We start from the raw sequence: 20338 nt of genomic DNA, 5'->3' as shown, positions 1-20338 counted from the left end.
CCTTTCGAAAGACTCCGCCCCTTCGCCAGCACCGCGTTCCTTCATTCTTCGACGCGTTCGCGAAGGACCCGCCAGTGGACCGTGTCCAGCTACCTCTCGTCAGCCGCGGATCCGGTGCTCATTCCTGGCCCGGGCCGTCGGACCTAGACTTCGACGATCTCGTCTCGTCGGGTTGGCGACCAGAGCCGTTCCGCCTGTTCCTTTGCAAGATCCATACTCGCTGCAACCTGAACTGCGACTACTGCTACGTGTACAACCTCGCCGACCAGTCGTGGCGGGAGAAGCCGAGACTGATGGACGAGCCGGTAATCCACCGCCTCGCGGAACGCATTCGCGACCACGTGCGGACGCACGATCTCGAGAAGATAAACATCGTGCTGCACGGCGGCGAGCCGCTCCTGGCCGGTCTGGACTATATCCGCAGATTCGTCAGCATCATGCAGGCGGCGCTGGGCGATCTCACGGAGATCGTTTTCCTGATGCAGTCCAACGGCACGCTGCTGGACGAGGCCACGTGCCAGCTGCTGGCGGAGCTGGACATCCGGCTGGGTATCAGCCTGGACGGAGAGCGCCGCACGAACGATGTCCATCGCCCGTTCCGCAACGGCCAGCCCAGCTACAACCATGTAGAACGCGCGCTGAGACTGCTGGAGCAGCCGGAGTACCGGAAGGTGTTCGGCGCCATCCTGTGCGTCATAGACATCGAAGAGGACCCACTTGCCACCTACAACCAGTTACTGTCCTTCAACCCACCCGGAATCGATTTCCTCTTTCGCCTGGGGGACGCAGACAGACGTCCGCCGGGCAAGGAGGACCTCACCCTGACGCCATATGCTGACTGGCTCATCCAGATTTTCGACCACTGGTATCTGAGCAGGAAGCCTCCGACACAGATCAGAATCTTCCAGGAGATCATGCATCTCATCCTGGGCGGGACGACCGGATTCGAGTCGATTGGCCTCAGCCCGGTGACACTCATTACGATCGACACGGGCGGCGAGCTTGAGGGCGTCGACTCGCTCAAGGCGGTCTTCGACGGGGCTCCTTCACTGGCTATGAACGTCTTCACCCACTCGTTCGACGACGCACTGCGTCACCCGTCCGTGATCGCTCGCCAGGTCGGTGTCGATGCACTCCATCACACCTGCCTGGCCTGCGAGGTCCGCGATGTCTGCGGAGGAGGCTACTATCCGCACAGGTTCCGAGCGGAGTCCGGTTTCCGGAACCCCTCGGTGTACTGTGCCGACCTGCTGAAGCTGATACTCCACATCGCCGGGCGTATGCGAGTCGATGTCGGCGTGTTGAGAACGGCGAACCCGCGGCACGAAATTATCGGTGCATGAAAGACCAGCTAGTGCTGAGTTCCGGCGCGGTGCGGGACTTCGTCGGTCCAGGCACCAGCTCCGACCTCCTGAACGGCCTGTACCGGGCGCAGGTCCGGAAACGGATACTGCAGCTCGCGTTCGTCGCTCGCCGCCTGAGATCCGACGCACCCGAGCTCGCCGAGCGCTCGGGTTTCCTTGCCGCCTACGAGATGCTGAAGGAATGCCCGGCCGAGCAGGTCAGCCTGGCCGCCGGCTATCCATCCTTTGGCCGCTGGTGCGATCTGGCGGAGACGTTCGTCATCAGCCGATCCCATGTGAATCTTCCTGACGGGCAGGTAGCGTCGCACCTAAGGCTACTGGGATCGTTCGCCCTTTCTGCGACGGCGCGTCATCGCGGTGGCCGACTGACGCTGGCGTTTGACCACGACGGACGAATATGCCTCCCGGGGCTGGGCATCGTGGTCGAGGCGCCCCGCGAGTACGCCGGCTCGAAGGTCACCTGCTCGGTCAGTCCGGGTGGACGCTTCGATGTGGAGCTGCCCGACGGCCCGGCCATCTCCGTCGAATCACCCCGTGACACGATGGCCGGCCCGCGGCCCGCAGGGGTCTGTGTTCGCGAGTTAGAACGTCTGGCGGGGCGCCTAGAGCTCAACGACGTCGATCCGCTCCTACGCACCGGTTTTCCCTCGCACGACTTCGAGCGGCTGACCGACGAGGCAGCGCGCCGATGGCTGTCGGCCGCAGGGGACGCCGTCGCGCTACTGCATCGGGTGCTCCCGGCCGGCGCGGCCGAGGTGAGCGAGTACATCCAGGTACTGGTACCGCTGGTGAGCCAGTCGCCGACCATCCACCGCAGCGCCGCCACGGCAGAAACATTCGGTATGGTGCAGATGTCTTGGAGCGGCGCACCTTTCCAGCTTGCCGAGGCTTTGCTGCACGAGTACTACCACAACAAGCTCAACGCTCTTCTCGACATTGACCCGCTTGTTGTCGGTCAGGCTGAGCATTCCCGGTGCTATTCACCCTGGCGGGACGACGCGAGGCCTCTCCACGGTCTACTTCATGCGGTGTTTTCCTTCTACAGCGTCGTCGTCTTCTGGGCGGCGTGCGCCGCGGTGGACCCCAGCGCCGCCGGCCAGGACCGCGCCGTCCGGGAGTTCGCCCGTCGGCGGGAGCAGGTACGGACCGGCGTCGACCAACTTCTTGAGCACGCCCAGCTCACGGAGGTCGGGAAGACGCTTCTCGGCGAGCTGCTGACGCGTCTGGACGATCTTCCCGAGATCACTGTGCCACCCGAGGTCGCGCGGGCGGTCCGCGGCGAGCTGCTCGAGCACAGAGCGCGGTGGCTGGAACGACACGATCAGCCGCGGCACGAGACAGACAGCCGCCTGGGACGGCTCGCCCAGCGCTGGGCGCATGCCGGCGGAAAGCGTCGGCCAAGCTCCGGCGCCTGTCCGTCCGCTCTCCAGGACTCGCTGGTCCTGGCTGGCCTGCCCGCCCCCACCCAACCGATGACGTCAGCCGACAAGGTAGCCCTGGAGGCGTGCCAGCTGCTTGGTCTGCCTACCGTCATACCGACCAATCGGCTGGCCGACCACGCGGGTCGCCGTGACCCGACGCTCGACCTGCTCGGCCGCCTGAGCGTCGTCGAACCCGCCGAGTTCGCCCGGCTGGCGAGCAGCCTGCGAGAAGCCGACGGTGAGGACGGCGTGATCTGGCTTCTCACCGGACACCTCGCCTACGTCGAACGACGGTACGCGCATGCGGCAGAGCGGTACGCACGCTGCCTGGACGGCGCGCCGGACAACGTCGACCTCTGGCGTGACCTCGCCTTTGCGCTACGCCACCTCGGATTCCGGGAGGAGGCCGACACCGCGTTGTTCAACCTGGCTCTCGTCGTCGCGTTCACCTCGGCGCACGTTACGGACCGTTCGACCCTTGCCGGGCTCGGTGTCCGAAGGAGCCCGGACGACGACGCCCTCGGCAATGAGTCCGTGGCCACGTACCTGCTCCTGCTGCGCTGGATCGGGTGCGAGACGCGATGAACGGCCTTCCCTCGGCACCCGACGCCCTGTCGCCCGTTCCGCTTCCGGATCCCCTGCGCGAGTATGTCTCGCTGCGGCGGGGACCCGGTCAGCTTGTTGCCTTCGTCGCGTTGCTGGCCGGCGCCAAGCCTGTACTGGACGACTGGGTCGACGCGCGCGATCTGGACACGTTCATGGCCTTCGCCCGGAGACTGGGCCTGTTCGCCGTGGTGAACGCTTATTTCGGGTTCATCGCTGATCCGGCGGAGACGGACGAGATCATCGGTGGCAGCCAGCTGAACACCACGCGGGCGCGCGGATATCCGCCCTGGCATGCCCCGACCGGTGCAGCCCACGTGTTCCTCGCCCGCGACCAGCGTGGGCTCGACGCGGCCGTGGCCCATGGCTGGTACCCGTTGGCGATCGACGGCCGCGTCGTCGACAAGCCGTGGATCGACCATTTTCACTTCGGGCACCATCTGGGGTACCCCGAGTGCTGCCGACGCTTCTTCGCCCGACACAATGATTGGAACCACGACAACAATCTCTACCAGGCGTTCCGCCGCACGAAATCGGCGTCCTACCTCTGCAACAGCCTCCTCAAACACAGCGGTCTAAGCTATTCCGTGCACCTGCCGTGTTCCTTCGACTGTCCCGCGAGCCTGGAACGGGCACGGGCGGTGCGAGACGCGGTCATCGAGGTGTGCCCTGATCTCGCCGCCTATGTCGACGAACAGCTACGTCGTCCGTATGTCGTTCTGTCCGAGTGGGACGCCTTCCGGCTCGACGGCACGGTCACCCCTGCGGGTCGCGTCAACTACAGTGCAGCGCGCGCCGTTCCCAGCAATCGTCCTAACAAGCGCCTGGGGGCGGACCTGAGCTCGGGTGACGGTGTCGAGATCGAGGGGGATGTCGTGCGGATCTACCAGGGCAGTTCTGTGATCAGCACCTACCAAGCCGTCAGCGACCGTTACGGCCCGGAGGTACCGTTCGTGGTCGACTTCGCTGGCTGACCAGGACCGTCGTGGTGTCGCGAGGCGTCAGTCCGCCCTTCCGTCCGAATCTCGGCCGAACGTCGCCGACCAGACACGCTCGGAAACGGAGCATTTCTGGTGACACCTGAGGCAGCGACATGCAGGCCGCCGGCACACGATGCCGCGGACCTGGCCGTCATCTTCCCTCCGCACTGGTACTACCCCCATGCGCCACACGAGCTGGCGAGCCTGACCGCGTCGATGCGGGCGCGGGGCCTGCGGACCCGGGCGTACGATCTCAACCTCGGCTCAACCCTCTACTTCCTGTCAGTTCCGTACCTGAGAAGAACGCGGGAACGGCTCCTGCTCGAGTGGGCGGACCTGGGAGCGAGGCCAAACCTGGCGGCGCCTCAGCGACGGCGTGTGCTTGCTCTCGCCGACGCGCTGGCGTCCGGCGAGCACACTCTCTCCGGTATAGCCGACGCGTTGGACTGCATACGCTCGGACGCCTTCTACGACATCGCCAGGCATCGCCGCGCTGTCCGGACGATGAACCGGGCATGGGACCTGATCTCGCTCGCGCACGCTCCCACCGAGATCGGGCTTCAGCGTTTCCGCCCGGCTCACGACCAGACCTCGCTCGACGAGTGCATCGCGGCCGCTACCGACGCGGGCACCAATCCCTACGTCGACTATGTCGCCTCCGCCGCGCTGCCCGAGATCGTTTCGTGCCGGCCCACGTGCATCGCGATGGTGTACGTCCACCCGGACCAGATGATCCCGCTGGTCACGCTCCTGGTCGCGCTGCGCTCCGCCGGCTTCGACGGTCACGTCACGGTCCTGGGAAACCTGGAGGACCAGGTCACTTTTGCACGCTATCTCAGGCACGAGCGACACCCGGACTATCCTCGGTTGTTCGAGCTGGTCGACAGCGTCATCTACCACGACTCGGAGGCCGCGCTCGACCAGGTGACGCGGCTCGCACGGTCACGACGCGACATCGACGAGAGACCAGCCAATGTCGCCACATACCGCGACGAGCACCTGGCCGCTCCCACCAGATTCGATGTCACCGACCTCGACAGCCTCCCGACCCCCGACTACCGGGACCTCGAGCTGAATCGGTATCTCTTCCCCGAGCCGGTCATCTCCCTTCTCACCTCCCGTGGCTGTTATTGGGGCAAGTGCACCTTCTGCGCGATCACCACGAACCACCTGAGCTTCCGCGGCCGCGCGACGGCGCGCGTCGTCGATGATCTTCAGGAACTCCGGAGGAGGCACGGAGCGCGCTGGTTCCACTTCCGGGACATGCTGTTTTCGCCAGCACACGCGCGGAGCCTGAGCACGGAGATCCTGCGGCGCGGCGAGCGGTTTCGGTGGCTCTGCCGAGCCCGGTTCGAGCCGGCCTTCACACGCGAGCTTCTCGACCTTATGGCCAGGGCCGGCTGCGTACAGATCTGGTTCGGCCTCGAAAGCGCGAGCCAGCGTGTGCTCGACCTGATGGACAAGGGAACCAGACTGGACACCGTCGAACGCGTCATCGCGGACTGCGCCCGGGCGGGAATCGGCGTACATGCACTCGTGATACACGGCTTCCCCACCGAGACGTCGACCGAGGCGCAGGCCACGGCCCGTTTTCTCGAACAACATTCCGCTGCGATCGACGCGGTGACCTACACCGACTTCGTCCTGTTCGACGGCACCCCGGTGTTCGAGCGCTCCGCCGACTTCGGCGTCACCGTCCACGACGGGCAAGGCGAGATATTCCGGCACAGCTTCGAGCACCGTTCGGACCGTCCATCCGAAGAACGAGGTCGGGCATACGTCGCCTCGAAGTCCCGGCTGGACGAGACGCTGGAGATGCCCCTGGCGCACGTGGCGCACGTCTCCCTGTTCCGCGAGCGGCATGGCGCCGGCTCCTGGCGGGCCCGGACCCCGCGGGCCGAGCCACGCGCCGACACCGACACCAGCGCAGGCACCAGCGTCCTCGAACGGGACGATCGACTGTCCTGGCGCCACCCCGCTGCCTGGCTTGGAGCCTCCTGGGACGTGGCGGGCATCGCACGAGGAGAGGTCGAGGCCCGGTCGCGAGCCTGCCTGCTCGTCAGTCAGGCCGGTCGCGACGGCTTCGTCCAGGTTGACGCCCTCCTCGCGGGAGCGCTCGAGTCTCTGGATTCGGATCGGGTGGCCGTCCTCATCGGCGTGGTGGCCAGCAGGTTCGGGATGGACGAGCGGGAGGTCGAGCCGGCGGTCCTGCGCGGACTGACAGCCCTGGTGTCGGCTGGGTTCGTCGACGTGACGCGCACCGAGCGCCAGGACACGGGAAAAGGCCTGACATGCTGGTCCTAGGAATCAGCGGGGTGTTCGGCCACGACGCGGCCGCCTGCCTGCTACGGGACGGCAGGCTGATCGCGATGATGGAGGAGGAACGCGGAGTTCGTACGCCGCACGCTCCGGGCACGCTCCCGCTGCTGTCGACCATGTTCTGCCTGGCTGAGGCAGGCGTGCGGCTGGGCGACCTGGATCACGTCGCCGCCTCGTGGGACCCGGCACGGGATCCGTCAGCCCGGTACCTTAAGCATTTCGTCGACCGATATCTCGGCCACGAGATGTGGCGTGGCGAGCCGAGACCTCCCGTCGAGTACGTCGACCACCACCTCGCGCACGCCGCCTCGACCTACTACGGTTCAGGGCTTCCCGAAGCCGCCGTCGTCGTCGTCGACGGCAACGGCGAGGACGTCTCGACCAGCATCGGCTACGGGCATGGAGGTTCTCTGCGGCTTGACCAACGTTTCGGGATAGGCCACTCGCTTGGCCAGTTCTACACCTGTGTCACGAGCTATTTGGGTCTCGGCGGCCACGCCGAGGGGAAGACAATGGGGCTCGCGGCATACGGCAGGGCGAACGATCCGGTCGAACCCATCCAGGTGGAGCCGGACGGCTACCGGGTGGACCTGCCCAATGTCGATGGCCTGGACGCCGGTGAGCGTTTCTCGACCCTGACATCGCACTGGTTCCGCTGGCTGGAGGACCGTTTCGGGCCGCCCAGACCACCTCGCCACTTCTGGGACGTCGGAGCAGGGCTCCCCCGCCGGCAGCCAGCGTTCTCACCGCATCAGGCCGATATCGCGGCCAGTGCGCAGACACGCCTGACCTTCGTGATGCTGCACCTCGCCCGCGTCGCGACCACCCGCTACGACACGCGGCGTCTGGTCATCGCCGGAGGGGTTGGCCTCAACTGCAGCGCCAACGGCGCGATCGCGCTCAGCGGCCTCGTTGACGATCTTTACGTGGTGCCCGCGGCGCACGATGGCGGCGGCGCGCTCGGCGCGGCCATGTGGCTGACCGCGGCCGCCGGAACCGATGTCGAGCCGCTGGAACACCCATATCACGGACCGGCCGTCGACCAGACTCTGGTCGCGGACCGGCTGCGTGAACTGCGTCTGCCATTCACCGAGCCGCCCGACCCCTTCGCCTATACCGCCGACTTGCTGGCCCAAGGCCAGGTGATAGGTTGGATGCAGGGCCGCGGTGAGATCGGCCCGCGCGCGTTGGGTAATCGATCAATTCTCGCCTTGCCTGCCAGTATTGGCATGCGAGACCGAGTGAACGCCCTCAAGGGCCGGGAGAGTTGGCGTCCGCTCGCTCCGGCGATTCTCGACCGCGGCGCGCCCGAGCTCATCGGACGTACGAACTCGCCCTACATGCTGCTTGCACTCCCCACGACCGACGTCGCCCGGGAAGCGATACCCGCGGCGGTTCATGTCGACGGCACCACGCGGGCACAGGTCGTGTCGCACCGGATGAATCCCCGTTTCCACCATCTGTTGGAGGCCGTCGAGGAGCGCACCGGGCGTGGGGCACTCCTCAACACGTCCTTCAACCTGTCCGGCGAGTCGATTGTGAACAACGTCGGCGACGCGATCCGCAGCTTCGCGTCCAGCGCGCTGGACGCGCTGGTCGTCGAAGGACTCGTCATCCAGAAGAGGAGCGCCCTCACCGGACGCACATGACCATAAGGAGCAGAACGTGTTCCCTGACCAAGCCGCGCAACCGACGCCGAGCGGCGAGACCCAGGCGCGGCTCATGGCTGAGCTGAACTCCGTGCGGGCGGACTTCCACGAACTCGTCGCGACGATCCGAGAGAAGGACTGGGAGCGTCGGCCACCCGGCTCGGAATGGACCGTTCGTCAGATCATGTACCACCTGGCCATGGGTCAGGAGCTGTTCGCGTCTGGCTTGGGCGGAGCACGCAGGAGCCTCAGTTTCACACCCCCAGTCACGGTGGGAAACCGGATAAACAACGTCATGACCGTGTGGGGGGCACGTCGGGCCGACGGCGCTTCAATCCGCCGAAAGTTCGACCGCGGACACCACCGACTCGCCTCGATCCTGTCGACCGTGCAGGCTGAAGAATGGGGAAACAGAGGAGTCCAGAACTTCCGTGGCCGGGAAACCGTCGAATCGACCTATGGTGTCGTCCGCGCTCATTTCGAAGAGCACGCGGCCGACGTCCGAGTGGTACTCGCGGAGCACTGATGCACACCGCCAGATGGCGCCGCGGAGGCCGCGCGCTCTTCAACACGAACCGGATGGCGGGATTTCAGGACTTTCTGGCCAGCTGGGAGGAGCCCGGGCATCCACGCAACCTGGAGGCGGTCTCGCTCCAGGAAAGCCGGTTCGGCAACATAAGCGAGACCGGCGAGCTGGGAAACTATCGCGGGCACGCGCTGTCGCGGTGGCACCCGAAGTTCCGTGCCGCGCTCGAACCGGGTATCCGGCCGCTGGTGGTAATCCTCGCCGAGCGGCTGGGTTACATCACGTACACGAGCTGCGAAGGTCACAGCTACCCTGAGACGGTCCTGGCGCCGGTCGAGCGCCATATCGGCCTCTATCCACGCGACGGTGCCGAGCGACAGGCTATCGTCGCGTTGCTGAGCGACCTGAGCCGGGCAGTGAACCAGGTGCATCGGAGCGAACCCGTCCGGATCAGTGTCGTCGAGCACCGGCTCGAGACCGAACTCGACACGCGCGAGGTGGTCTCCTGGTTCTTCGCCCGCGCGCGCCGTGCGCCCTGGCCGAGCTACTTCGCGGCACTACGGTCCATCACGGAACAGCTTCAGTCCGAGCTCGACGCGCGGTCATGGCCGGTCGACGCGGCCATCACCAGCCCGCCGGTCTGACGCCTGCCATGACCGACCTCGACCGGCTGTGCGACGACCAGATCAAAGCGCTGGCCGACGCGTTCCCGGATCGGGAGTCAGCCTGCCTCCTGCTCACCAAGGCGGGCCTCTCGCCGGGGCTGCACCCGGCGTGGTCTGCAACTAGTGGCTGGCAGTTCTGGTCCGCGGTCTCCGAGCTGTTCGCCAACGGGATCCTGGCCGACGGCCCGACCCGCCTGCTGGCGGCCGCGTGCAGCGACTTCCCGGACAACTCCGTGTTCTGTGCCCGCTCGGGCAAGAACGGGCCGCGCGACTGGCCCCTGGTGTGGAACGTGCCGCCGTGCCCGGTCCGGCTCGTCGGGCGGGACTCACTGCTCGCCGCCGTCCACGAGTCGCTGCGTGCGTCGAATCTGGTCGCGCTGGTGGCCCTCGAGGGGATGGGCGGCGTCGGCAAGACGGCGCTAGCCATCAGGTACGCCTACCGGTACCAGTCCGAGTTCGAGGTCGTGTGGTGGGTCGCCGCCGACCAGGCCGACGCGGTCGCCACCAACATCTCCGCGCTGGCTGCACCGCTCGGTCTCACGCCGGACTCCGACGCCGCGTCCGTCTGGTCGGTGCTGTCCCGCCGCCAGTCGTGGCTGGTGATCTTCGACAACGTCGAGGACCTCGACGCGGTCGCGAGGTTTCGCCCATCCGGAGGCGGTCAGGTCCTGCTGACCTCGCGCAGAACCGGAATGGACGCACTCGGCGTCGCGCTGACGGTTCCGACGCTGGCCCGATCGGACGCCGCTCGGCTGCTGGCACTGCGCGTCCGCGACATCGAGCCGGATCTGGCCGAGCGGATCGTGGCGCTGCTTGGTGACCTGCCGCTGGCGGTCGAACAGGCGGCTGGATACCTGACCACGACCAGAACACCTCCGGCCGAGTACCTCAAGCTCCTGGAGAAATATTTTAACCGGATGATCGCGAAAGGGCGGGTCGCGGGCCTGTGGGAAATATCGGTGGACCGTCTGCGCAAGGAGAATCCCGCGTCGGTGGAACTCCTCGAACTGGCCGCGCTGTGCGACGCCGCGCCGATCCCTCTCGATCTTTTCTCTCCTTCTCGCGGACGCCTCGGCGGCTCGCCCTTGGCGGACGTGGCCGAGGACCCGGTGGCGTGGGCCGACACGGTCGGCGCACTCGTCGGATACAGCCTGGCTCGGCGGGAGGGCGGCTCGATCGCCGTGCACCGGCTGATCGGCGCCGTGACGCGACTGGCCATGACCAACGGGCTACGGGCACGGCTTCTGGAGACGCTCGTCGGCCTGTTCCGCGACGCGATGCCGGTGGATCTCGTGCGGAACCCGCCCTCGTGGCCGCCAGCTCGGCGGATTCTGCCGCATCTCGTGGCCACGCTTGGCTACCTCGGCGAGACCCCGGAACATCTCGCGGCTGACGTCTCGTGGTGCCGCGTCCAGGCGGCGGCCTACCTTATGGAGCACGGCCAGGTTCCGACCGCTGTTCCCCTGTTGCGACGGGCCGCGGACGATCGTGAGACGTTTCTCGGCCCCGACCATCCCGACACTCTCGCCTCCCGGCACCACCTCGCGGACGCGTACCGGCGGTCGGGGCGGCTCGACGACGCCATCAGCCTGTTCGAGGCGAACCTCGCCGACCGGTCACGGGTCCTGGGCACCGATCACCGCGACACCATCGACTCCCGGCACCACGTCGGGATCGTCTACCAGCAGTCGAGGCGAGTTCACGAAGCGGTCCGGATCTACGAGCGCACGTTGGCTCAGGCGGAGCGGATCCTCGGCGTCGACGACCCCGTGTCCCTTTCGACGAGAAACAGCCTGGCGTACGGATACACGTGGATCGGCCGGCTGGACGAGGCGATCGAACTTTACGAGTCCACTTTGACCGACGCGGAACGGACGCTCGGCGCGGACCACCCGGACTCGCTGCGCTGGCGGAACAACCTCGCCCACGTCTATCAGGTCGCGGGCCGCCTCGATGAGTCGCTCCCGCTGTTCGACGCGGTGCTGAGGGACCGCCGGCGAGTGCTCGGCGAGGACCATCCGGAGACATTGCGCTCGTCGAACAACCTTGCCTCCGCCCACCAGGCCGCGGGCCACCTGGATGAGGCGACCCGGATCTTCGGGGCGACCCTGGCGGCGCATAGTCGGGTGCTGGGCGAGGACCATCTTGAGACGTTGATCTCGCAGAACAACCTCGCCCACGTCCATCAGACCGCCGGACGGCTGGACAGCGCGATCCCCCTCTTCGAGGCGACGCTGGCCGGCCGGCGACGGATTCTGGGAAACGATCATCCCGACACGATCGCCTCACATAGCAACGTCGGTAGGGCGTACGAGCTCGCCGGCCGCCCGACGGAAGCCATGGAGATATACGAGAAGTCTCTGGAACAAGGGACCAGGGTGCTCGATAAAGATCATCCGCTGCTCGCCGTGCTGCGTGACAACATCGCTTCGGCCCGCCGGCCGCAGGTCGGAGGCTGAGCGGCGAGGCCATGCCGTCGGAGAACCGAGTGCGAAGCATCGAAGGTCGCCTGGTGGAAACCATTGATCCCGACGGCCGAGAGCGTTCACAGTGGAACGGTGAAGGTCCGGATAGGTCTCAGCTTCGCATCGGTCCGTGGTCCCCAGCTACCGTCCCTGGTGGATAAGGTGGCAAGCTGTGCTGTCGACTCCCTGTGGTTCTCCGAACAGCTGACGACCCCGTCCATCGAGCCGATGACGGGAATGGCATACGCATTGGCGCGCACCGATCGACTCAAGGTCGGAGCGGGGTTGGCCGTGTTACCCGGCCGCAATCCGGTCCTGTTCGCCAAGCAGCTGGCGTCCCTCTCATCCCTCGCGCCGCGCCGGGTCCTGCCGGTGGTCGGTGTCCGTCCGTACCGTCGCTCCGAGTGGGACGCTTTCCCCGTCCCGGCGGGGCTCCGCGGCGCCGTGTTCGATGAGGCCCTGTTGCTTCTACGGCGGCTGCTTTCCGAACCGAACGTCACTTTCCAGGGAGAGTTCTTCACCGTCCGCGAGTTCGGGCTCGGCGAGCTCCCCGCCAGCCCGCTCGACATCTGGCTTGGCGGCGCCTCACCCGCGGCGCTGCGCCGGATAGCACGTCTAGGCGACGGCTGGCTTGGCGGAATGATCACACCCGAAGAAGCCGCCGCCGGTATCGAGATCATCAATGAAGAGGCCGACCTAGCCGGCCGACGAATCGATCCAGAACATTTCGGCCTTATGCTGCAGATGTCTCTGGACGGGCTCGCACCCAGTCAGGTCGAGGCGCTGCGCGCCTATCGACCGGACGTCGATCCAGCCGAACTCATGCCGGTCGGATGGGACGCCGCCCGGGACGCGATTGAGGATTTCGTGAAGGTCGGAATCAGTAAGTTCGTCGTGTATCCGGCCGTTCCGCCGGCTTCCGCCGGACTCTTTGTCGATGCCTTCGCAAGAGAGCTGATGCCTCTGCAGACATGAAGCCGCAGTGACGGGCCGGCAATTCCTATCAGGGCCCGGCCCGCCACGCCGCCGACGTCATGCCGGACGTTCTCGGCCTTCGCCGTGGAACGGGCCGAAGGCCGTCAGAGGTCGCGCGACATTCCGTACGGGCCGTCGTGGGTGATGAGCAGGTCCACGTCCCCCGGTTCGATGCCCGTCAGCCGCGAGTAGGCGCTCTCGTCCAGGTCCGTGCTCCCGGCGAGCACCGGCGCTGGTCGTCGATGGTGGACTTGCCTCAGTTGCCGATGTCATGGTCGCCGGCCTCGACGAGTCCGCTCTCGTAGGCGAAGACCACTACCTGGGCACGGTCACGGAGGCCGAGCTTGGTGAGAACGCTCGACATGTGCGACTTGACGGTGGCCGGTCCGATGAACAGCTCCCTGGCGATCTCCGAGTTGCTGGACCCTCGCGCGACGGCGACCACCACGTCGCGTTCCCGGTCGGTCAGGCGTTCCACCCGGCGCGAGACGGCGGGACCGACGGTCCGGCGCTCGGTGAACCGCCCGATGAGGCGCCGGGTGATCGACGGCGCCAGCAGCGCGCCGCCGTCGGCCACGGTGCGCACGGCGCCGGCGAGCTGGTCGGCGGGGATGTCCTTGAGCACGAAGCCGCTCGCGCCGGCACGTAGTGCCTCGTAGACGTATTCGTCCGGGTCGAACGTGGTCAGGATGAGCACCCGAACATCCCAGTCGGCCTCGGCCAGAATCCTCGACGTCGCCTCAAGGCCATCCATCTCCGGCATCCGGATGTCCATGAGAATCACGTCGGGGCGAGACCGGCGGGTCGCCTCGATCGCCTCGAGTCCGGTTCCGGCCTCGGCCACGACGTCGATGTCGTGGTGTACCCGCAGGACCATGGCCAGGCCCCCGCGGACCAGTGCCTGGTCGTCGACGATGAGGACGCGGATGCTCACGCGGGCTCTCCTTCGATCGGCAGATGAGCCACCACTCGGAACCCCCCGTCCGCACGCGGCCCCGCCTCGAGGCTCCCGCCCAGCAGCAGCGCCCGCTCCCGCATCCCGATGATGCCGTGACCTCCCGGACCGGGCGGCGCGGCCTGGCCCGTGGCCGCGCCAGCGGTGCCGCGCCCCTCGTCGTGGATCTCGATGGCGATCCCGTTCCGCTCCGCGCACAGGCGGACTTGGGCCGGGGCACCGGGACCGGCGTGCTTGAGCACGTTGGTCAGCGCCTCCTGGATGATGCGGTATGCGAAGAGGTCGGTACGGACCGGCAGGTCGACCGGCAGGCCGTCGGACGCCAGCGTCACGTCGGCGCCGGCCTCGCGGACCTGCTCGATGAGCCGAGGCAGGTCCGCGAGGCTCGGCTGCGGCCGCAGGTCATCCAGGTCGGACTCCGGCCGCAGCACACCGAGCAGATGGCGAAGCTCGTCCAGCGCCTGGCGCCCTGCCTCCTCCACGGCGCTCATCGCCCGCAGCGCGGCCGGCAGGTCCTCGGTGGCGATCGCCCGGGCCCCGCTCGCCTGGATCGTCATGAGGCTGACCCGGTGGGCGACGACGTCATGCAGCTCCCGGGCGATGCGGGTGCGCTCCTCGGCGACGATCCGGCGGGCCTGGTCGACCTCGTCCCTGGCCTGGCGGGCCAGGCGCTCCCGCCGCAGCCGCAGCCGGCGCCCCACGTACCAGGCGCCGCCCATGACGACGGTGGCGAGCACGGGCACCTGCCACCACGGGCCCGGGTCGTCGAGGCCGTCGACGGTGGACAGGACGACACCCGCGGTGACGCCCGCCGGACCGTGCCAGTCCGGCTCGGCGTAGCGGCCCATCGCGTAGAGGGAGAAGATCGTCGGCCAGCCGAGCGTCGCGTCGTGGCCGGCGAGCAGCACGCACCAGCCGGCCAGGGAGACGCACAGCGCGACCAGCGGCACGCGCCGGCGCCAGTACAGCGCCGGGACGACCGCGGTGACGACGACCAGGACGAGCACCGGCACGTCGGCGACGGACCGCAGCGAGCTGCTGTCGCCCGGGCCGTCCACGACGAACACCGTCATGAAGTAGGCGAGGAGCGCGAGCGCGATGTCCGCGGTCCGCGGCCAGCGGGCGAAGGGGCCCCGAAACCTTCTCGGCGCGGCCACGGGCGGCCCCCACGAGGGCGGCTGGTTCGTCATCGCTTCTCAGTGACCGGCACGGCGGTCTGCCGCGCATTCGCAGGCGAGCACCGGCCCACGGTATGCGAGCGGGAATGCGCGGTCGCCCGTCTTCGGGCCTATTCCCCTCTCCCCCGCGAGGCGGAGAGCGACCCCGGATTCGGGCCCGCGCAACCGCCCCGCGGCGGACCGCCCAGACCCTCCGCCGGCGGAAGACGACACCTGGTCGCGGCGAGCACAGTCAGGCCACGGTTCGCATTCGTACGCACGTTCAGGAGAACGCAGCCATGAAGCAGCTCACGCGCCGCATCGGAGACGCGAGCGCGTCCAGACCCAGGCTCACGATCGCCGCCTGGATGCTCGTCGCCGCCCTGTTGCTGGCCCTGGCGGGCACGGTCGGCGGCTCCTTCGTCGACGATCTGGTCGCGCCCGGCAGCCAGAGCGAGCAGGCACAGGAGCTGCTCGAGGAACGCTTCCCCGCCGCGGCCGGTGGCAGCGCCCTGGCGGTGTTCGCCGTGCCCGCGGGCCAGCGCCTCGACGCCGGGCGGCCGGCCGTCGCCGCCGCGGTCACCCGCGTCGGGCAGGTCGAGCACGTCGCGGCCGTGACCGATCCCTTCGCCGTGGGCGCGGTCTCCCCCGACCGGCGGATCGCCTTCGCCGAGATCACCTTTGACCTGCCGGCGCAGGCGGTCGACCCGTCAACGCTGACGGCGGTCACCGCGGCGATGGCGCCGGCGCGGGACGCCGGCGTCGTGACGGAGCTCGGCGGAGACGCCGCGTTCATCAACGCCGAGTCTGGGACGTCCAGCACCGAGGCGATCGGCCTGCTGGTCGCGCTGGTCGTGCTGGTCGCCGCGTTCGGCACGGTCGTGGCCGCGCTGGTCCCGATCGCGCTGGCCCTGGTGACCGTCGCCGCGGGCCTCGGCGGCGTGGCGCTGCTGGCGAACCTTCTGGACGTCTCCGGGGCGGCGCCGACGATCGGCGCGATGATCGGCCTGGGCGTCGGGATCGACTACGCCCTGTTCGTCGTCGCCCGGTACCGGGAGAACCGCGGTCGCGGCCAGGACAACCGCGCCGCCCTGTCGAACGCGATGGCGTCGTCGGGCATGGCCGTGCTGCTCGCCGGCGGCACCGTCGTCGTCGCGATGGCCGCGCTGACACTGACCGGCCTCGGGTTTCTCACGTCGATCGGGCTCAGCACGTCGCTTGTGGTCCTGTTCGCCGTGGCCAGCGCCCTGACCCTGCTGCCGGCGCTGCTCACGCTGCTCGGCGACCGCATCGACGCCGGCCGGCTGGCACGCCGCGGCCGGCGCGCCCGGGGCGCGGCCCGGCGCGCCGAGGACACCGTCTGGTGGCGCTTCGCGCACCGCGTCTCCCGCCGGCCGCTGCCGTACCTGCTCGGCGCGGTGGCCCTGCTGCTCGCGCTGGCCGCGCCGGCACTGTCGATGCAGACCGGCTTCCCGGACGCGGGCGACGACGCGACCAGCACCTCCCACCGGCGTGCCTACGACCTGCTGGCCGAGGGCTTCGGCCCGGGCGTCAACGGCCCGCTGCTGCTCGTCGCCGACCTGCGCGAGCCGGGCGCGCGGCTCGCCGACCTGCCCGCGCTCGCCGCCCAGGTCGCCGCCGACCCGGGAATCGTCACCGTCGACGAGCCGTGGGTGTCGGCCGCGGGGGACACGGCCGTCCTGCGCGCGCTGCCGACGACGGAGCCCGCCGACGCGGCGACGTCCGCGACCCTCGCCCGCGTCCGTGGCCTCGTCCCCGACAACGTCGCCGTGTCCGGCCTGACCGCCATGACCGACGACCTGACCACCCAGCTCGCCGACACCCTGCCGATCTTCATCGCGGCGATCCTCATCGCGTCGTTCCTGCTGCTCATGGTGGTGTTCCGGTCGTTGGTGCTGCCGTTGAAGGCCGCCGTCCTGAACCTGCTGTCGATCGGCGGCTCCTACGGCGTCCTCGTCGCCGTGTTCCAGTGGGGGTGGCTCGGGAGCCTCTTCGGCCTGCACGAGACCTACCTGATCGCGTCGCCGATGCCGACGATCTTCTTCGCGGTGCTGTTCGGGCTGTCCATCGACTACGAGGTCTTCCTGCTCTCGCGCATCCGGGAGGAGTACGACGCCACCGGCGACAACGCCGAGGCGGTGGCACGCGGGATGGCGGGCACCGGCCGCGTGATCACGTCGGCGGCGCTGATCATGACGGTGGTGTTCCTCGGTTTCGTCGTGGACCCGTCGCCGCTGGTCAAGATGCTGGGGCTGGGGCTGGCGGTGGCGATCGTGCTCGACGCGACGGTCGTGCGCATGGTGCTCGTCCCGGCGGCCATGGCCCTGCTCGGGCGCGCGAACTGGTGGCTACCCCGATGGCTCGACCGCCGGCTGCCGCGGGTGCGCCCACGGCGCCGACGTACCTCGGCAACGCGCACCGATCGCGGTCCACACACCGGTGGCGGACGCCGGGCCGGAGGCGGACGCCGGGCCGGTGGCAGCAGACGCGGCGAAGCGCGCCGGCTGACGTGCCGGCTGACGAGGCCGACCCGCGGCGCGGCCGGGTGCCGCGCCGCGGTAATTAAACCAAGTCAAACTATGGTCCCGCCGGCCGCGACCTCCTAGCATGCCGGCATGCGCTTCGGCCTGCACTTCGACTTCCGCAACCCGGAGTTCGCCCAGACCTCGACGGCGGACCGCTACGCCGCCGCCCTCGACATGGCGCAGTGGGCGGACCGGCTGGGCTGCACCACCATCACCGTCGCGGAGCACCACGGATCGGCGGACGGCTACCTACCGAGCCCTGTCCCGATGCTCGCCGCGATGGCGGCACGCACGACGGACGTCCGCTTCAGCATCACGGCACTCATCGCGTCGTTCCACGACCCGCTGCGGCTGGCCGAGGACCTGATCGTGCTCGACAACCTGAGCAGAGGACGGGTCGACCTCATCGTGGCCGCCGGCTACGTGCGCGAGGAGTTCGCGCTCTTCGACGTGCCGATGAAGGAACGTCCCCGCCGGGTCACCGAGGTGGTCTCGACACTCAAGGCGGCCTTCACCGGCCAGCCCTTCGAGTACCGCGGACGCCGCGTGCACCTCACGCCCGCGCCCTTCCGCCCCGGCGGCCCCTCGATCTCGCTCGGGGGCAGCAGCGAGGGCGCGGCGCGGCGGGCGGCACGGATCGCCGACGGTTTCGTCCCCACGGACCCGCGGGTCTGGGAGTTCTACCGTGACGAGGTCCAGCGGCTCGGGCGTCCGGACCCGGGACCCGGTTCGACGGGCGCGACCGGGACCGTGGCACTCGCGAAGGACCCCGAAGAGGGCTGGCGGCAGTTGGCGCCCTTCTTCCTGCACCACACGAACGCGTACGGCGCCTGGCAGGCCCAGGACGACATCGCGACTCCCTACCGCGTGCTGTCGGACGCCGACGCGTTGCGGTCGGCCGGCCGGTTCCGCGTGCTGACGCCTGATCAGTACGTCGAGGAGCTGAAGGCCACGCCGGCGCCTTTCGCCCACTTTCATCCGTTCTGCGGGGGGATTCCGGTCGAGCTGGCCTGGTCGAGCCTGCGGCTGTTTGAGCACGAGGTACTACCGGCGTTCGCCTAGGAGCCCAGTCGCCCGAGCAGGGCTACCGTCACGGCGGCTTCGCCAGGGTGTCCGTCCCGTTCCGGCCGGCGCGGTATCGTGTGGATCATGAATGGTCCGCGGGTGTTCCTCCTGGATGATCACGAGATCGTTCGGCGTGGTATCCGGGAGATGCTCGAGGACGCGGGTGATCTGCGGGTGGTGGGTGAGGCGTCCACGGCGGAGGAGGCGTTGCGGCGGATTCCGGCGGTGTCGCCGGATGTGGCCGTGCTGGATGCCCGGTTGGGGGACGGCAGCGGTATCGATGTGTGCCGTGAGATCCGTTCGGCGCATCCGGAGATCGGTTGTCTGATCCTGACGTCGTATGACGACGACGACGCCCTGTTCTCCGCGATCATGGCTGGTGCGGCGGGTTACCTGCTCAAGCAGATCAGGGGGACAGATCTCGTCGGTGGGATCCGTGAGATCGCCGCGGGCCGGTCGTTGCTTGACCCGGCGGTCACGCAGAGGGTCCTTACCCGTCTGCGGGAGGGGTCGACGGGGGACCCGAAGCTGGCCACGTTGGGGGTCCGGGAGCGTGAGATCCTGCGGCTGGTCGCCGAGGGCCTGACGAACCGGCAGATCGCCGGCCGGATCCACCTGTCCGAGAAGACCGTCAAGAACTACGTCTCCTCGATCCTGGTCAAGCTCGGCCTGACCAGCCGCACCCAGGCCGCCGTCTTCGCCACCAAGGCCGGCAGGTAGCGCACGGCGCCGGACGTGCGGCGAGGCGCCTCCCGGTGGGTTCACCCGGAAGGCGCCTCGCCTGTACGGCCAACCGGTCAGCCGACCTGCTGCGACGTGGCGGCCAGCCCCTGGCGGGACAGGAAGCTCAGCGCCACGTCGGCGACCTCGCGCCAGCCCTTGTCGATCGCCATCGAGTGGGCCCGGTCCTCGAACAGGTGGTACTCGGTCACCGACGGGTTCTTCGCGTACTGGCCGTAGGCGGCCTTCGACGTCACGGCCGGCACGGTCCGGTCCTTGCCACCGGCGATGATCAGCAGTGGGCCGCGCTCACTGGCCACGTCGACGGTCGCCTCGGTCTTCTTGGAGAAGTTCGCGGTGGCCGCCTGGAACAGCGGCAGCCCGGGCCCCGGGATGGCGTAGCGGGTCCACAGGTCGTCGGACTCCTCGCGGGAGACGGCGTTCGCGAACCCCTTGTGGAACTGCGCCTGGGTCAGCAGGACCGTCTTCTTCTTGTTGGCCGGGTTGCCGAGCACCGGAAAGCCGGACTGCAACTGCGCGAGCGGCAGCTTGCGGTTGCCCCTGAACTGGGCCGGGGAGAGGACGACGCCGCCGCGGGCGAGGTTCATCCCCAGCAGGCGCTGCGCGATCAGGCCGCCGAACGAGTGGCCGATGACGATGGGGACCTGCGGCAGCGCGCGGATGGCTTCGGCGTAGTGCTCGGTGATCTCGGCGATGCCCCGGTTCGCGAGCGGGCCGGGGTTCTCACGGCTCGCCTCGGTGGTGGCGGCGTCACCCGGCCAGCCCGGCGCGAGGCCGCTGTAGCCCGCCTCGTCGACCAGTTCGATCCAGCTGTCCCAGCTCGACGGGTGCATCCACAGCCCGTGCACGAACACGACGGGGATGCGGGTGGGATCGGTCATCGGTGTGCCCCCTTGCTTCGGCCGCC

At 68.6% G+C, this 20338-nt stretch carries 16 protein-coding genes; 12 read left to right on the top strand and 4 right to left on the bottom strand.

All coding sequences use genetic code 11. The annotated features are described in order from the left end of the window. Positions 1-74 precede the first annotated feature (74 nt). From FRCN3DRAFT_RS44905 to FRCN3DRAFT_RS0217125, 9 genes are all read left to right on the top strand, one after another. Complete coding sequence (locus FRCN3DRAFT_RS44905; protein WP_007516433.1) at positions 75-1343, top strand: FxsB family cyclophane-forming radical SAM/SPASM peptide maturase; 1269 nt, start codon at positions 75-77, stop codon at positions 1341-1343. After that, on the top strand, positions 1340-3370 hold the full coding sequence (locus FRCN3DRAFT_RS49590) for an HEXXH motif domain-containing protein (protein ID WP_007516435.1): 2031 nt from the start codon (positions 1340-1342) through the stop codon (positions 3368-3370). The genes FRCN3DRAFT_RS44905 and FRCN3DRAFT_RS49590 overlap by 4 nt, the downstream gene beginning before the upstream one ends. Continuing rightward, positions 3367-4362, top strand: a complete 996-nt coding sequence (locus FRCN3DRAFT_RS0217155) for a hypothetical protein (protein WP_007516437.1) — start codon at positions 3367-3369, stop codon at positions 4360-4362. The genes FRCN3DRAFT_RS49590 and FRCN3DRAFT_RS0217155 overlap by 4 nt, the downstream gene beginning before the upstream one ends. 99 nt (positions 4363-4461) lie before the next feature. Beyond that, positions 4462-6672: a B12-binding domain-containing radical SAM protein gene (locus FRCN3DRAFT_RS0217150; protein ID WP_007516440.1), complete on the top strand. Its 2211-nt coding sequence runs from the start codon at positions 4462-4464 to the stop codon at positions 6670-6672. A gap of 11 nt (positions 6673-6683) precedes the next feature. Next, positions 6684-8336 carry a carbamoyltransferase family protein gene (locus FRCN3DRAFT_RS0217145; protein ID WP_158072946.1) on the top strand — a complete coding sequence of 551 codons (1653 nt, stop codon included), beginning with the start codon at positions 6684-6686 and terminating at the stop codon, positions 8334-8336. Between the two features lie 73 nt (positions 8337-8409). Further along, entirely contained in the window at positions 8410-8862 is a 453-nt protein-coding gene (locus FRCN3DRAFT_RS51580; RefSeq protein WP_232794068.1) for a maleylpyruvate isomerase N-terminal domain-containing protein, read from the top strand. Positions 8863-8915: 53 nt separating this feature from the next. Then, on the top strand, positions 8916-9506 hold the full coding sequence (locus FRCN3DRAFT_RS0217135) for a hypothetical protein (protein WP_232794067.1): 591 nt from the start codon (positions 8916-8918) through the stop codon (positions 9504-9506). An 8-nt stretch (positions 9507-9514) separates the two neighbouring features. After that, a complete protein-coding gene (locus tag FRCN3DRAFT_RS0217130; RefSeq protein ID WP_007516447.1) occupies positions 9515-11986 on the top strand; it encodes a tetratricopeptide repeat protein in 2472 nt (823 codons plus the stop codon). Between the two features lie 99 nt (positions 11987-12085). Beyond that, positions 12086-12967 (top strand): TIGR03854 family LLM class F420-dependent oxidoreductase, encoded by an 882-nt coding sequence (locus FRCN3DRAFT_RS0217125; protein WP_027140669.1) that lies wholly within the window; start codon positions 12086-12088, stop codon positions 12965-12967. 104 nt (positions 12968-13071) lie between these two features. On the opposite strand, the gene FRCN3DRAFT_RS57140 is transcribed toward FRCN3DRAFT_RS0217125, so the two are convergent. The 3 genes from FRCN3DRAFT_RS57140 to FRCN3DRAFT_RS0217110 are packed head-to-tail and all read right to left on the bottom strand — an operon-like array spanning position 13072 to position 15112. Next, complete coding sequence (locus tag FRCN3DRAFT_RS57140) at positions 13072-13194, bottom strand: hypothetical protein (protein ID WP_007516450.1); 123 nt, start codon at positions 13192-13194, stop codon at positions 13072-13074. Between the two features lie 29 nt (positions 13195-13223). Further along, complete coding sequence (locus FRCN3DRAFT_RS0217115) at positions 13224-13901, bottom strand: response regulator (RefSeq protein WP_007516451.1); 678 nt, start codon at positions 13899-13901, stop codon at positions 13224-13226. After that, a complete protein-coding gene (locus FRCN3DRAFT_RS0217110) occupies positions 13898-15112 on the bottom strand; it encodes a sensor histidine kinase (RefSeq protein WP_007516453.1) in 1215 nt (404 codons plus the stop codon). The genes FRCN3DRAFT_RS0217115 and FRCN3DRAFT_RS0217110 overlap by 4 nt, the downstream gene beginning before the upstream one ends. Positions 15113-15378: 266 nt before the next feature. On the opposite strand from FRCN3DRAFT_RS0217110, the gene FRCN3DRAFT_RS0217105 reads away from it, so the two are divergent. From FRCN3DRAFT_RS0217105 to FRCN3DRAFT_RS0217095, 3 genes are all read left to right on the top strand, one after another. After that, positions 15379-17706, top strand: a complete 2328-nt coding sequence (locus tag FRCN3DRAFT_RS0217105) for an MMPL family transporter (protein ID WP_007516455.1) — start codon at positions 15379-15381, stop codon at positions 17704-17706. A 9-nt stretch (positions 17707-17715) separates the two neighbouring features. Continuing rightward, positions 17716-18687, top strand: coding sequence for an LLM class flavin-dependent oxidoreductase (locus tag FRCN3DRAFT_RS0217100; protein WP_007516457.1), 972 nt, complete (start codon positions 17716-17718; stop codon positions 18685-18687). Between the two features lie 87 nt (positions 18688-18774). Then, positions 18775-19410, top strand: coding sequence for a response regulator (locus FRCN3DRAFT_RS0217095; protein WP_007516459.1), 636 nt, complete (start codon positions 18775-18777; stop codon positions 19408-19410). A gap of 77 nt (positions 19411-19487) precedes the next feature. Here the strand turns inward: FRCN3DRAFT_RS0217095 and FRCN3DRAFT_RS0217090 are convergent, their stop codons facing one another. After that, positions 19488-20312, bottom strand: coding sequence for an alpha/beta hydrolase (locus FRCN3DRAFT_RS0217090; RefSeq protein WP_007516462.1), 825 nt, complete (start codon positions 20310-20312; stop codon positions 19488-19490). Positions 20313-20338: the final 26 nt, after the last annotated feature.

The sequence above is a fragment of the Pseudofrankia saprophytica genome (genome assembly GCF_000235425.2).
Lineage (GTDB): Bacteria > Actinomycetota > Actinomycetes > Frankiales > Frankiaceae > Pseudofrankia > Pseudofrankia saprophytica.
Note: the sequence above shows the minus strand (reverse complement) of the source record. Positions and strands in the feature narration are given on the sequence as shown.